15 protein-coding genes are annotated in these 12,907 nt (G+C 69.8%); 7 read left to right on the top strand and 8 right to left on the bottom strand.

Going from position 1 to position 12,907, the window contains the following annotated elements:
• Positions 1-82: 82 nt before the first annotated feature.
• Genes H4W80_RS27850 through H4W80_RS27835 form a run of 4 tightly spaced genes read left to right on the top strand, consistent with a single transcriptional unit; the run spans position 83 to position 4,229 of the window.
• Entirely contained in the window at positions 83-1,012 is a 930-nt protein-coding gene (locus H4W80_RS27850; protein ID WP_225963698.1) for an ABC transporter permease, read from the top strand.
• Positions 1,009-2,055 (top strand): ABC transporter substrate-binding protein, encoded by a 1,047-nt coding sequence (locus tag H4W80_RS27845; RefSeq protein ID WP_192787787.1) that lies wholly within the window; start codon positions 1,009-1,011, stop codon positions 2,053-2,055. The genes H4W80_RS27850 and H4W80_RS27845 overlap by 4 nt, the downstream gene beginning before the upstream one ends.
• Before the next feature lie 11 nt (positions 2,056-2,066).
• Positions 2,067-3,224: a Gfo/Idh/MocA family protein gene (locus H4W80_RS27840; protein ID WP_192787786.1), complete on the top strand. Its 1,158-nt coding sequence runs from the start codon at positions 2,067-2,069 to the stop codon at positions 3,222-3,224.
• Between the two features lie 3 nt (positions 3,225-3,227).
• Positions 3,228-4,229, top strand: a complete 1,002-nt coding sequence (locus H4W80_RS27835; RefSeq protein ID WP_192787785.1) for a sugar phosphate isomerase/epimerase family protein — start codon at positions 3,228-3,230, stop codon at positions 4,227-4,229.
• Positions 4,230-4,587: 358 nt separating this feature from the next.
• On the opposite strand, the gene H4W80_RS27830 is transcribed toward H4W80_RS27835, so the two are convergent.
• The gene (locus H4W80_RS27830) at positions 4,588-5,031 is read right to left on the bottom strand and encodes a macro domain-containing protein (RefSeq protein ID WP_192787784.1); all 444 of its coding nucleotides are present in this window, start codon (positions 5,029-5,031) and stop codon (positions 4,588-4,590) included.
• A gap of 417 nt (positions 5,032-5,448) precedes the next feature.
• The gene (locus H4W80_RS64665; RefSeq protein ID WP_378526215.1) at positions 5,449-5,520 is read right to left on the bottom strand and encodes a hypothetical protein; all 72 of its coding nucleotides are present in this window, start codon (positions 5,518-5,520) and stop codon (positions 5,449-5,451) included.
• On the opposite strand from H4W80_RS64665, the gene H4W80_RS27825 reads away from it, so the two are divergent.
• Positions 5,495-6,721: a cytochrome P450 gene (locus H4W80_RS27825; protein ID WP_192793775.1), complete on the top strand. Its 1,227-nt coding sequence runs from the start codon at positions 5,495-5,497 to the stop codon at positions 6,719-6,721. The genes H4W80_RS64665 and H4W80_RS27825 overlap by 26 nt on opposite strands.
• Before the next feature lie 79 nt (positions 6,722-6,800).
• Positions 6,801-7,400 (top strand): TetR/AcrR family transcriptional regulator, encoded by a 600-nt coding sequence (locus H4W80_RS27820; protein WP_192787783.1) that lies wholly within the window; start codon positions 6,801-6,803, stop codon positions 7,398-7,400.
• Between the two features lie 39 nt (positions 7,401-7,439).
• On the opposite strand, the gene H4W80_RS27815 is transcribed toward H4W80_RS27820, so the two are convergent.
• Genes H4W80_RS27815 through H4W80_RS27805 form a run of 3 tightly spaced genes read right to left on the bottom strand, consistent with a single transcriptional unit; the run spans position 7,440 to position 9,201 of the window.
• Positions 7,440-8,528 (bottom strand): Zn-dependent alcohol dehydrogenase, encoded by a 1,089-nt coding sequence (locus H4W80_RS27815; protein WP_192787782.1) that lies wholly within the window; start codon positions 8,526-8,528, stop codon positions 7,440-7,442.
• Positions 8,529-8,560: 32 nt separating this feature from the next.
• A complete protein-coding gene (locus H4W80_RS27810; RefSeq protein WP_192787781.1) occupies positions 8,561-8,752 on the bottom strand; it encodes a ferredoxin in 192 nt (63 codons plus the stop codon).
• Positions 8,749-9,201, bottom strand: coding sequence for a pyridoxamine 5'-phosphate oxidase family protein (locus tag H4W80_RS27805; RefSeq protein ID WP_192787780.1), 453 nt, complete (start codon positions 9,199-9,201; stop codon positions 8,749-8,751). Before H4W80_RS27805 ends, H4W80_RS27810 begins: the two co-directional genes overlap by 4 nt.
• A gap of 85 nt (positions 9,202-9,286) precedes the next feature.
• On the opposite strand from H4W80_RS27805, the gene H4W80_RS27800 reads away from it, so the two are divergent.
• The gene (locus H4W80_RS27800; protein ID WP_192793774.1) at positions 9,287-9,916 is read left to right on the top strand and encodes a class I SAM-dependent methyltransferase; all 630 of its coding nucleotides are present in this window, start codon (positions 9,287-9,289) and stop codon (positions 9,914-9,916) included.
• Between the two features lie 108 nt (positions 9,917-10,024).
• Here H4W80_RS27800 and H4W80_RS27795 read toward each other — a convergent pair whose 3' ends face one another.
• The 3 genes from H4W80_RS27795 to H4W80_RS27785 all read right to left on the bottom strand — a co-directional run bounded on the left by H4W80_RS27795 (position 10,025) and on the right by H4W80_RS27785 (position 12,906).
• Positions 10,025-11,020, bottom strand: coding sequence for a DUF1702 family protein (locus tag H4W80_RS27795; RefSeq protein WP_318787087.1), 996 nt, complete (start codon positions 11,018-11,020; stop codon positions 10,025-10,027).
• A gap of 123 nt (positions 11,021-11,143) precedes the next feature.
• On the bottom strand, positions 11,144-12,199 hold the full coding sequence (locus tag H4W80_RS27790) for a glycoside hydrolase family 15 protein (RefSeq protein ID WP_192787778.1): 1,056 nt from the start codon (positions 12,197-12,199) through the stop codon (positions 11,144-11,146).
• A complete protein-coding gene (locus H4W80_RS27785; RefSeq protein WP_192787777.1) occupies positions 12,196-12,906 on the bottom strand; it encodes a class I SAM-dependent methyltransferase in 711 nt (236 codons plus the stop codon). The genes H4W80_RS27790 and H4W80_RS27785 overlap by 4 nt, the downstream gene beginning before the upstream one ends.
• Between the last annotated feature and the right edge of the window lies 1 nt (position 12,907).

The raw sequence follows: 12,907 nt of genomic DNA, 5'->3' as shown, positions 1-12,907 counted from the left end.
GAGCGAGCCCACAACGGACCGGCCGCTCGCGGGAGCGGGGGCGCCCTCGCCGCCGGGCGGCTTCCGCGCCAGTTTCGGAGAAATGCGACATCTTGGGCTGCTGGCGGCCCTGGCGCTGCTGATCGTCGTCGGCCTCGTCACCGTGCCCGAGAACTTCGCCACCGCCTCCAACCTCGTCAGCATCCTCTCCCTGGCCGCCACGATCGGCGTGATCACGGTCGGGGCCACGTTCGTGATCATCGGTGGTGGCATCGACCTGTCGGTCGGCGCGGTCATGGCGCTGGCCTCGGTCTGGGCCACGACGCTGGCCACGCAGTCGTACGGGCCGGTGGTGATGGCGATCTGCGCCATCCTCGTCGGCACCGGGGCGGGGCTGGTCAACGGGTTACTCATCGCCTACGGGCGACTGGTGCCGTTCATCGCGACGCTGGCCATGCTCGTCGCCGCCCGAGGGCTGGCGCAGCGCATGTCCGACCGCAAGACGCAGCTCATCCAGTCCGAGAACTCCGCCATCGTGGACCTGTCGACCACGCGCCTGCTCGGCATCCCGCTGCTGGTCTACATCTTCGCCCTGGTCGTGGTGCTCGGGTGGATCGTGCTCAACCGCACGACGTTCGGCCGGCGGACGTACGCGGTCGGGGGCAACCCCGAGGCGGCCAGGCTCGCCGGGATCGACGTGCGCAGGCACACGATGCTGCTCTACGCCCTGTCGGGGCTCTGCTGCGGCATCGCCGCGATCCTCATCATGGCGCGTACGACGACGGGCTCGTCCACCCACGGCGACCTGTACGAGCTCGACGCCATCGCCGCCGTGATCATCGGCGGCACGCTGCTCACCGGGGGCCGGGGCACGATCGTGGGCTCGATCCTGGGTCTGCTGATCTTCACCCTCATCACCAACCTTTTCATTCTCAACGGGCTCAACACCAGCGACCAGCTGATCGCCAAGGGCCTGATCATCGTCGTCGCGGTCCTTCTCCAGCGGCGGAACTTGAAGGAGAGAGCACCATGAGTGAGAACGTCGCGCGCAGGGGATTCCTCGTCGGCGGAGCCGTACTCTTAGCGACGGGCTGCACCAGCAACGAGCCCGCGGCCGCGCCCAGCAGCGCGGCCTCGGCCCCGGCCCCCGCGGCCAGCGGCAACGACCAGCCGGGCGACAAGGTCACGATCGGCTTCTCGGCGCCCGCCGCCGACCACGGCTGGATCGCGGCCATCGCCAAGAACGCCGAGAGCGCCGCGAAGCAGTACTCCGACGTCGACTTCAAGCCCGTCGAGCCGACGAACGACATCAACCAGCAGATCTCCGCGGTCGAGTCGCTCATCGCGGCCAAGGTGAGCGCGCTGGTCATCCTGCCCAACGACGGCCAGCAGCTGAACCAGGTCGCGCTGCAGGCCACCGCGGCCGGGATCCCGGTCATCAACCTCGACCGCGTCTTCCCCGACAAGCTGGCCTACCGGACCTGGATCGGCGGCGACAACTACGGCATGGGCGTCGCGGCCGGGCAGTACATCGGCAAGCAGCTCAAGGACAAGGGCGTCACCAACCCCGTCATCGTCGAGATCCAGGGCATCGCCACGCTGCCGCTGACGCAGGACCGCAGCAAGGGCTTCGCCGACGCGCTGAAGACGTTCGGGTTCAGCGTCACGGCCAAGCAGGACGCCAAGTTCACCGTCGAGACCGGCAACCAGGTGGCCACGTCGCTGCTCCAGGCGCACAAGAAGATCGACGCGCTCTGGAACCACGACGACGACCAGGGCGTCGGCGTGCTGGCCGCGATCAAGGAGGCGAACCGGAACGAGTTCATCATGGTCGGCGGCGCCGGGTCGCTGAACGCGATGAAGGAGATCCAGTCGGGTACGTCGGTGCTGAAGGCCACGGTCACCTACAGCCCAACGATGGCCTCCTCGGCGATCAAACTCGCGCGTCTGATCGCGCAGGGGAAGGGCATGAGTGATCTGGTGGAGAACCAGGTTCCGCAGTCCATCACGCTCGCGTCCGAGACCATTACCAAGGACAACGTCGAGAAGTACCTGGCGCTCGGCTTCGAATCCTGATCGGGGGTTGCATGTCAGACAAGACCACCATCGGCGTGGGCATGATCGGCTACGCCTTCATGGGCCGCGTTCACTCCCAGGCCTGGCGCAGCGTCTCGGCCTTCTTCGACCTGCCTTTGGTGCCTCGCATGGCGGTGCTCGGCGGCAGGTCGAAGGAGAGCACCGAGGCGGCCGCCGCACAGCTCGGCTGGGCCGACGTCGAGACGGACTGGAGGGAGCTGATCAAGCGCGACGACGTGCAGATCGTCGACATCTGCACGCCCGGTGACTCGCACGCCGAGATCGCCATCGCCGCGCTGCAGGCGGGCAAGCACGTGCTCTGCGAGAAGCCGCTGGCCAACACCGTCGAAGAGGCCGAGGCCATGGTCCGGGCCGCGCAGGCGGCGCCGTCCTCGGTCAAGAGCATGGTGGCCTTCAACTACCGGCGGGTGCCCGCGATCGCGCTGGCCCGCCGGTACGTCGAGGAGGGACGGATCGGCGAGGTCAGGCACGTACGCGCCGCGTACCTGCAGGACTGGATCGTCGACCCGGAGTTCCCGCTGGTCTGGCGGCTGCAGAAGGACAAGGCGGGCGCGGGCGCGCTGGGCGACATCGGCTCGCACATCGTGGACGCGGCCCAGTTCATCACCGGGCAGCAGCTGGTGGGCGTCTCCGCGCTGACGGAGACGTTCATCAAGGAACGCCCCGTCGCCGCGGCCTCCGCGGGCCTGGCGGCCACCGGCACCGGTGACATGGGCCCGGTGACCGTGGACGACGCGGCCCTGTTCATCGGCCGGCTCTCGGGCGGAGGGCTGGCCTCGTTCGAGGCCACCCGTTTCGCCTTCGGCCGCAAGAACGCGATGCGCATCGAGATCAACGGCTCGCTCGGCAGCCTGGCGTTCGACTTCGAGGCCATGAACGAGCTGTGGTTCAGCTCCGGAGGCGGCGGTTTCGAGCGGATCCTGGTCACCGAGCCCGACCACCCCTACGTGGGCGCCTGGTGGCCGCCCGGGCACGGGCTCGGCTACGAGCACACCTTCACCCACGAGATCAACGACTTCCTTGCGGCGATCGCCACCGGAGCCGACCCCTCGCCGTCGTTCGCCGACGGGCTGCGGGTGCAGCGGGTGCTGGAGGCGGTCGAGCGCAGCGCGGCTGAGGGCAGCCGCTACATGAACGTGGAGGACTGACACATGCGACCTGTCACCCTGTTCACGGGGCAGTGGGCCGACCTGCCGTTCGAGGAGGTGTGCAGGCTGGCCGCCGAATGGGGTTACGACGGCCTGGAGATCGCCTGCTCGGGCGACCACTTCGACGTGGCCCAGGCCGTGGCGGACCCGTCGTACGTGGAGCAGAAGCACGCCCAGCTCGAAAAGCACGGCCTCAAGGTCTGGACCATCTCCAACCACCTCGTCGGCCAGGCGGTGTGCGACCTCATCGACGAGCGCCACAAGTCCATCCTCCCCGCCCGGATCTGGGGCTCCGGCGACCCCGAGTCGGTGCGCCAGGCGGCGGCGGAGGACATGAAGAACACGGCCCGCGCGGCCGCCCTGCTGGGCGTGGACACGGTGGTCGGCTTCACCGGGTCGTCGATCTGGCACACGGTCGCCATGTTCCCGCCGGTGCCGGCGTCGATGGTGGACGCCGGATACCAGGACTTCGCCGACCGCTGGAACCCGATCCTCGACGTCTTCGACGAGGTCGGGGTGCGCTTCGCGCACGAGGTCCACCCGAGCGAGATCGCGTACGACTACTACACCACCGTGCGCACCCTGGAGGCGATCGGCCACCGCCCCGCCTTCGGCCTGAACTGGGACCCGTCCCACATGGTCTGGCAGGACCTGGACCCGGTCGGGTTCATCCTGGACTTCAAGGACCGGATCTACCACGTCGACTGCAAGGACACGCGCATGCGCGTGGGCGACGGCCGCAAGGGCCGCCTGTCCTCGCACCTGGCGTGGGCCGACATGCGCCGTGGCTGGGACTTCGTCTCGACGGGGCGGGGCGACGTGCCCTGGGAGGACTGCTTCCGGGCGCTGAACTCGATCGGGTACGAAGGGCCCATTTCGATCGAGTGGGAGGACGCGGGGATGGACCGGCTGGATGGGGCCAAGGAGGCGCTCGCCTACATCCGCAAGCTCAACTCCATCACCCCACCGGCCACCGCCTTCGACGCCGCCTTCTCCACGACGTAACAGCAAGGCCTTTCACGAGGGGGGCGCTGCGCGCCTCGGGATTCCAGACAGCGCCTCCCAGGGGGGCTCACGCCCCCCTTCGACCCCCGAAACCCCCGCTCGCCGCCGCCCACCCGTTGCCTGGTTACCGGCTTGGCCTGCTGGAGCCCACCCCGAGGCGAGGGGCTCCCGCCCCTCGCGCACCCCGGTGCTGGCCGATGGCGAAGTCGTCCTTATGCCTGCTCGTCGAAGCGCACGGCCATTGAAGAGACGACGGGCTTGCACTTAGAGGAAGCGCCTCCACCTCTGGTCGCGCCGACACCAGATGCCATGCGGTAGGCCGCTTATCCTTTCACCGCGAATAGCGGCCGCTCGACCCTCAATCGGGGCTGTACAGCCGGATGTCGAGGTCCAGATCGCCCAGCTTCTCCCGGATGAGCGTGCGCACCTCCGGCCAGGCGAGCCCGCCGTGCCCACATCCCAGGGGCGGGATCGCGACGCTGCCGAGGCGCAGCTCGACCAGCAGCCGCGCCAAGTCGTCCAGCCCTGAGGCGATATCCGGCATCCTGGACTTCTGGCGCCAGTGGCGTTTGGTCGGGAAGTTGAGCACCCACCGATCGCCGTCGCCGAGCCGTACGGGGAGGACGTGCCCGATGCGCATGCGGCCGTCGGCGCACGCCTGCGCGTAGGCGGCGAACACCTCAGGGAACGCCCGCTTGAACTCCAGGGCGATCCCCTTGCCCATCACCCCCACGGTGTTGACCGCGTTGACGAGGGCTTGCGCGTCGTCTTGGAGCAGGTCGCCGGTGGTTTCCGTGATCAAGGATGCTCTCCCGCAGGTCGAGGTGCCCGACCACCAGAACTAGCAGGCGGCTCCGACAATCGGGGTCGCCGTTCAAGGGGAGAGGCTGATCTTCTTGAGAAGGCCGACTCCCCAGGGCGCGCCCGAGTAGAGAGCTTTTGCGGTGGGCTTGGCGTGAGTCGCGTAAGCCCACCGTCGCACTGAGGCCCGTCAGCGCCGCTCGGCCGCCCGCGCTCCTCGACCCAGGGCCGGGTGATGGTGCCGGTGCAGGCTGGGCGCCCGGCGCGAGACCAGGGCTCCCGTATGAGGTCAAGGGGCGGTCGCTCCGGCCACGACATCACGCGTCTTGATGTCGCTGCCGAGGAGGACGAGGTCGCTCTCGGTGGTGAAGTACGCCGTTGACATATTGACCTCGGGTCATTTATTAATGACCTTAGGTCAATAATCAGGAGGAGTGCAGGTGTCCCATGCAACCAACAGCGAGATGTCCGGTTTCCACCTGGTCGGCAAGCTTCTCGAGCACGCGTCGAGGCCCGACCCGTACCCGATCTACGCCGAGTTCCGCGCCCGCGGCCCGTTATGGATCGAGGAGATGTCCTCGCTGGTGGTGACGGGCTACCACGACTGCGAGACGCTGCTGCGCGACCCGCGGCTCAGTGCCGAGCGGTGGCGGTTCTTCCAGCCCGATGGGGCGGCCGACCCGTACCCTCAGGACGCTCCCGCCTCGGTCCGGCGGCCATGGTTCCTCTCCCTGGACCCACCGGACCACACCCGGCTGCGGCGCCTGGTCAGCAGCGCGTTCACCGCCCGTACCGTCGCTCGCATGGAGGACTCGGTCACGCGGCTGGTCGACGAGTGCCTCGACCGCGCGGCCGACGGGGAGACGTTCGACGTGATGTCCGGCCTCGCCTACTCGCTGCCGGTGACGGTCATCTGCCGGATGCTCGGGGTGCCGCAGGCCGACGAGCGGTTGTTCCACCGGTGGACCGCGCAGCTCACCCGGCTGCTCGACGGGTTCTCCAATCCTGGCGACGGGAACGAGGAGTGGGCGGGTGGCATGGTCGACATGCATCGGTACGTCAATGACCTCGTCGCCGAACGGCGCCGGAGCCCGCGCCGGGACGACCTGATCTCCGAACTGCTCGCCGCGCAGGAAGGCGGGGACGTGCTCAGCCATGACGAGCTGGTCTCCACGATCGTGCTGCTGCTGGTGGCGGGGCACGAGACGACGGTCAACCTGATCGCCAACGGCGTGCTCGCCCTGCTGCGGCACCCCGGCCACCTCGCCGCCCTGCGCGCCGACCCCGGTACGGCGTCCGCGGTCGTCGAGGAGACCCTGCGCTACGACCCGCCCGTCCAGCTCACCGCCCGGGTCGCCAAGGAGGACATGAGCGTCGGGAAGGCGAAGGTGCCCGCGGGCAGCCTGGTCATCCTGCTGCTGGCCGCGGCTCACCGGGACCCGGAGGCGAACCCGGACCCGGACCGGTTCGACCCGTCCCGGGAGCAGGTGCGGCATCTGGGATTCGGCTTCGGCCCGCACTTCTGCCTCGGCTCGCCGCTGGCCCGGCTCGAAGGCCGGGTGGCGCTGGCCGCGTTCGCCCGGCGTGTCCGGGGGCCCGAGCTGGTGGCCGACCCGCCCCCGTACCGGGAGCACATCAACCTGCGGGGTGTCAGTGAGCTTCTCGTCTCCCACGCGGGGGTGACGCGGTGACCACGACTCATTTCCCATGATGAGGGGGCGGGCTCGTACGGCCTCTGACGCGGCCCGCACGGTCGGCTAGCCTGATGCGATGGTCACCTCCAGGAGCCGGCGCCGCCTTTCCCCCGAGGCCAGGCGCGGCGAACTCATCGATGCCGCCATCCGGCTCCTGGACTCCGGGCAGGACGTGACCAACTGGGTCCAAGCCGTCACCGCCGAAGCCGACGCCGCCAAGGGCACCTTCTACGTCTACTTCTCCTCCTGGGAGGAGATGGTCGCCGCGGTACGGGACCGCGTGCTACGGGACTACGTGGACCGCTTCCACCGGCTCGCCGAGTCCACCGAGCCGATCGACTGGTGGGCCACCCTCGACGCCGAATGCGCGGCGGCCATCGGGGTCATCGCCCGGCCCGGCGGGCTGCACGCCGCGGTCTTCCACTCCAAGCCCGGCCCCTCTTCGTCCGCGGACGAAGAGGGGCCGGACATCATCGCCGCCATCGCCAAGGCGCTGCGACGGGGCATGGACGACGGCGCGTTCCGCGAGGTCGACCCGCATATAGCGGCCACGCTCCTGTTCACCGTCCTGCACAGCGCCGCGGACGCGATCGCCGCCGGGGAGCGGTCGCAGGTCTGGCTGGAGGCCGTCCGCGACCTCAACCGCCACTGGCTCGCGCCGTCGCCGACGCGGTAGAAGGGGCCACCGCGGCGGCCCCTTCCGCTTGCAACAGGGTCAGTCCATGACGACGATCTGGCGGAGGACCTCGCCGCCCCGCAGCGCGGCCACCGCGTCGTTCAGGTCCGACAGGCGGATGCGGGCGCTGATCATCGACTCCAGGTCCAGCTTGCCGGCCTTGTGGAGCTTGGCGAAGTAGGGGAAGGCGTGGCGCACGTCCGCCTCCCCGTACAGGCTGGACAGCAGGTTCTTGCCCTCGAACAGCAGGCTGAACGCCGAGATCGACACCATGTCGTCCACCGCGCCCGCCCCGACCACGACGACGTCGCCGCCCTGCCGGGTGATCTGCCAGGCGCTCTGGATGGTGGCCGCCTTGCCGACCACCTCGAAGCCGTAGTCGAAGCCGGCGCCGGCGGTGAGCTCGTTCAGGGCGTCGGGGACCTGCTCGGGGGTGACGGCGTGCGTGGCGCCGACCTTCTTGGCCAGCTCGTGCTTGGACTCCAGGGGGTCGACCGCGAGGATCGTGCGGGCGCCGGAGAGGCGGGCGCCCTGGATGACCGACAGGCCGACGCCGCCGCAGCCGATCACCGCGACCGTGGAGCCGGGGCGGACCTTCGCGGTGTTGATCGCGGCGCCCACGCCGGTCGTGATGCCGCAGCCGATCAGGGCCGCCGCCTCCCACGACACGTCTTCGTCGATCTTGATCGCGCCCTGCCACGGCACGACGATCTCCTCGGCCCAGGTGCCGCAGCCGGCCATCCCGTACGCCGTCGCCGAGTCGCCGCCGAACCGGAAGTTGCCCTTGCTGAACGCCTCGACCACGTACTTGATGCACAGGTACGGCTGGCCGCCCAGGCACAGGTCGCACTCCTGGCAGCCGGGACGCCAGTTGATGACCACGTGGTCGCCCGGCTTGAGCGAGGTGACGTGCTCGCCCACCTCGACCACCTCGCCCGCGCCCTCGTGCCCGAGCACCAGCGGCACGGGCTGCGGCAGTACGCCGGTCATGGCCGACAGGTCCGAGTGGCAGACGCCCGTCGCCCTGATCCGTACGCGTACGTCCGCGGGCCCGACGGGGGCCAGGGTGACGTCGTCGCGGATGTCCAGCTTGTCGTTGCCTACGGCGTGCAGGATCGCGGCGCGCATGGGGTTCCTCCTCCGGCTGGTGCCTTGCGGGGCTATTCCTCTACGGAAAGGGCGGCTTTGGGGCAGGACCTGACGGCGTGGCGGACGCGGTCCTGCATCTCGGGGGGCGGTTCTGGCAGCAGGATGTGGAGCTGGTCGTCGTCGTCCACCTCGAACACCTCCGGCGCGAGCCCCATGCACACGGCGTTGGCCTCGCAGACCAGCTCGTCCAGCTTGACTCTCATGCGAGCCTCCTGTGATCCCATGAGACCACTTTGGTGTACTCCACGACGTACGCAACTCGCTTCTGCCCGGTCTGCTCCACGTACGGGCGCAGAAGTTCGTCCGGTACGCCGGGAGTCATCCGCCGGGCGACCATCATCCCGATGTCCAGGACGCGGTCGCGGTCGTCCACCCGTTCGGCGTTCCCGTACACCAGGACGCCTTGGAGCTCGGCGTAGTCGTCGCCCGCCTCGATCAGGCAGCTCACTCGGGAGTCTCGGGCGAGATTGCGGGCTTTCTGGGCTTTCGCATAGGTCCAGAAGGTGATGCGTCCCTTGTCGAGCCCATAGAACATCGTCACCAGGTGGGGCGTGCCGTCCGCGTTGATGGTGGCCAGCTGCAGCTTGCGCGAGTTCTCCAGGAAGGCGGTGACGTCGTCGTCCGACATGGCGATGCGAGCGCGCTGATTCACGTTGCAAGTAGAACAGGTTTCAGAACGGCCCTGCAAGGGTCCGCTGGAATGTTGTTCGGTTCGGCTAGGCTGCATCCCCATGACGATGCCGTCAGAGCTGCTCTACGCAGCGAAGCACGCCAAAGGATTCATGCCGCACAACGAGGGGCTGGCCCTGTACGAGGCCGCCTGCCGCTACGGGAAGCTGGGCCCCGTCTGCGAGATCGGCACGTACTGCGGGAAGTCGGCCGTCTATCTCGGCGCGGCGGCCAGGCAGTCCGGGTCGGTGGTCGTGACGGTGGACCACCACCGGGGCTCGGAGGAGATCCAGCCCGGGTGGGCCCATCACGACCCGACGCTGGTGGACCCCCGGTTCGGGAAGATGGACTCGCTGCCGACGTTCAGGGCCACGATCGCGGCGGCGGGGCTCGAGGACGAGGTGATCGCGATCGTCGGCCGGTCGGAGCGGGTCGCGGCTCTCTGGAGTACGCCTCTGGGGATGTTGTTCATCGACGGCGGGCACTCCGAGGAGCCGGTGACCCGCGACTACGAGGGCTGGGCGCCGCACGTCATGGAGGGCGGGGCGCTGGTCTTCCACGACATCTACCCCGATCCCGCCGACGGCGGGCAGGCGCCGTACCGCATCTACCAGCGGGCGGTGCGGTCGGGCGCCTTCAGCGAGGTGTCGGTGGAGGGCTCGCTCCGCGTGCTGGAGCGCGTCGGCCCCGGCATCTGAGCGTCAGTCTGCAGCGGTGGCGCCGTCCGGCTCCGGGATCTGAGCGTCCCGAAGCCCGACTCGGCAGCGGTGGCGCCGGCCCCGGCATCTGAGCGTCCGGGAGCGGAGTCAGCAGCGGTGGCGCTGGCTCCAGGACCGGCGGGTCTGGGACTGCCAGCGCCGGAAGTCCTCGTGCGTGTGGGCCTCGTGCCCGAGCGCGAGGAGCGCCTGGTCCGTCCACGAGGACGCCTCCTCGGGTTCGGCCCCGGCCAGGATCGGCACGGCCTGTGCCGCATGGTCCGGCAGCGTCCCCGACCGCAGCCGGGCGGCGACGGCGAACGCGCACCCCTGGGCCAGGTGGGCGCGGAACCCGTCGGCCCCGGCGTGCTCGGTCAGCCACCACAGCTCGTCGGCGTCGGCCCCGCCCGCGTACGTCGCCGCGAACCCGATCCCGCTCCACAGGTCACCCCGACGTCCCGCCGGATATCCACCGATCCTGGCGGCGACGTCGTCGGGCGAGGCGCTGTCGTGGTACCAGAGCAGCCGCCCCAGCCCCTGGTCGAACACCGCGCAGTGCGCCCTGGTCAGCAGGTCGGGCATCGTGCGCTCGCCCACCATGCGGTCGGCCCTGGCCAGGCTCCACTGGAACCCGAACCCGTCCACGGCCAGCCAGCGCAGCAGCGGATGGGCGCGCCGCGCCCCCCACAGGGGCCGCAGCCGCAGCAGGGCGTAGCCGCGACCGGCGCCGACGTAGGCGGCGTGGCGATGATGCTGGGCGGGGCCGGTGAGTAGCTCGTGAAGGCGCCGGCCCCGCGTCAGCGTGAGCAGGTCGAGTACGGTGCAGGCGGCGGCCGCCCCTTCGTAGCCGAAGGGCCGCTGCTCAGCCGATATTTCCTCGACCTTCTCGATCTCCCGGGACATCACCGCGTTGAAGCCGAAAACGTATGAGCTTTCGGCATCGGTGAAGACCGCTCGGGAAGCTCCTCCTCTGAGCCGGAATCGTCGCCGGCCCAGATCGGACTCCAGAGGATCCTTGGCCAGGAACCTCCGCAGCCCCCTCGCCCGGGACAGTGTCGGCTCGGTCCTGACCTGATCCAAGAACGAAGTTGTGCCCGTGTCGCCCACGCTTCCCCCGAAGACGCCTCGTACGAGTCACTCAGAAGCTAGTAAGCCCATTGCGTCGATCATCGGCGGCGCACCGGATTTCGGGGGCAAAGAACCCGCAAAAGCGCTTGTGCGGGGACCGGGTCAGAGGTCGTCGCGGCGTACCAGGCCCGTGCCGGCGGCGCAGCCGCAGGTCTCCGGGTCGGACACCGACGTCCCCACGATGTCCCTGAACAGCCCCGACCCCGGCGTCAGAGCCAGCAGCGCGTCGGCGGCGAGCACGACGGCGGCGGCCGTGTACCCGGAGCGTTCGTGGGGGAAGTGCTTGCGGTTGGCGAACTGCCAGCCCGTCCAGTACGAGCCGTCCTCGTGCCGCAGATGCTGCACGTCCGTGAACAGCGTGACCGCCCGCCCCCGGTCTCCCAGCGCGTCGAGCGCGAGCACCAGCTCGCACGTCTCCGCCCCCGTCACCCACGGCTGGTCGGACACGCACCTGATCCCGAGCCCGGGCACCACGAACGTGGCCCACTCGCGCTCCAGCAGCTCGAACGCCTGCCGCCCGCGCACCGCGCCGCCGAGCACCGGGTAGTACCAGTCCATGGAGAAGCGGCTCTTGTCCGCGAACGCCTCGGGATGCGTCGCCAGCACGTGCGCCAGCCGGTCGGCCGCCAGCTCCCAGTGCGGCTGCGGGTCGCCCAGGTGGTCGGCGAGCAGCACGCCGCAGCGCAGCCCCTGGTGGATGGAGGAGCACCCGGTGAGCAGCGCGAGCGTCGAGGCGACGCCGTGCGCGTCGCGCTCCCAGACGATCTCGCCCCGCTCGGTCTGCAGCCCCGCCACGTAGTCGAGCGCGGCCTTGACCATGGGCCAGTGCTCCTCGGTGAACGCCTGGTCGCCGGTCACGAGGTGGTGGTGCCAGAGCCCGGCGGCGACGTAGGCGGCGTGGTTGCTCTCGCCGCCCTGCTCCGTGGGCACGCCGTCGGCCAGCTTCATCGGCCAGGAGCCGTCGGGGCGCTGGTGGCGGGCCAGCCACGCGTAGCCGCGCCGTACCGGCTCGGCGAGCCCCGCGACGGACATGGCCATCAGGCACTCGACGTGGTTCCACGCGTCGACGTGGCCTTCCGGCCACGGCACGCCGCCGTCGTCCTGCTGGATCGCCGCGATGCTCTCGGCCGTTCGCACGACCTCCGCGTGGGAGATCATGGCTTCCTGACGTAGAGGACCACGCTCTTGCCGATGATCGGGTTGAGCACCGCTTCGGCGATCCTGGTGGCGGCCGGGCGCTTCATGATGTCCCAGACCAGCAGCTCGTGGTACGCCTTGGCGATCGGGTGGTCGTCGTTGCCGACGCCGACGGCGCACTTGATCCACCAGTACGGCGCGTGCAGGCCGTGGGCGTGGTGGTGGGGGCCGATCTCGAACCCGATGGACTTCAGCTTGGCCGACAGCTCAGCCAACGTATAAATCCGGACATGTCCCCCGGGGGCCGTGTGGTAGGCCTCGTCCAGCGCCCAGCAGATCCGTTCGGGCAGGAAGCTCGGCACGGTGACGGCAGCCGTGCCGCCCGGCTTGAGCACGCGGAAGAGCTCGCGCATGGCCGCCATGTCGTCCGGGATGTGCTCCAGCACCTCGGCCGCGATGACCCGGTCGAAGCTGCCGTCCTCGAACGGCATGTCCAGCGCCGTACCCTGGACGATCTGCCCGCTCGCCCCCGGCGGCACCTCGCCCGCCTTGTCCATCGCCGCGAACATGGCCGCCACGCCGTCCAGCTCCGCCTGGTCCATGTCGAACGCGATCACGTCCGCTCCCCGGCGCAGCGCCTCGAAGGCGTGCCTGCCGCCGCCGCAGCCCAGGTCGAGCAGGCGTACGCCGGGGCCGACGGGAAGCCGGGCGAAGTCGACGGTCAGCACT

It is taken from the genome of Nonomuraea angiospora (genome assembly GCF_014873145.1).
GTDB classification, from domain to species: Bacteria; Actinomycetota; Actinomycetes; order Streptosporangiales; family Streptosporangiaceae; genus Nonomuraea; species Nonomuraea angiospora.
This window is presented reverse-complemented; position numbering and strand designations above follow the sequence as displayed.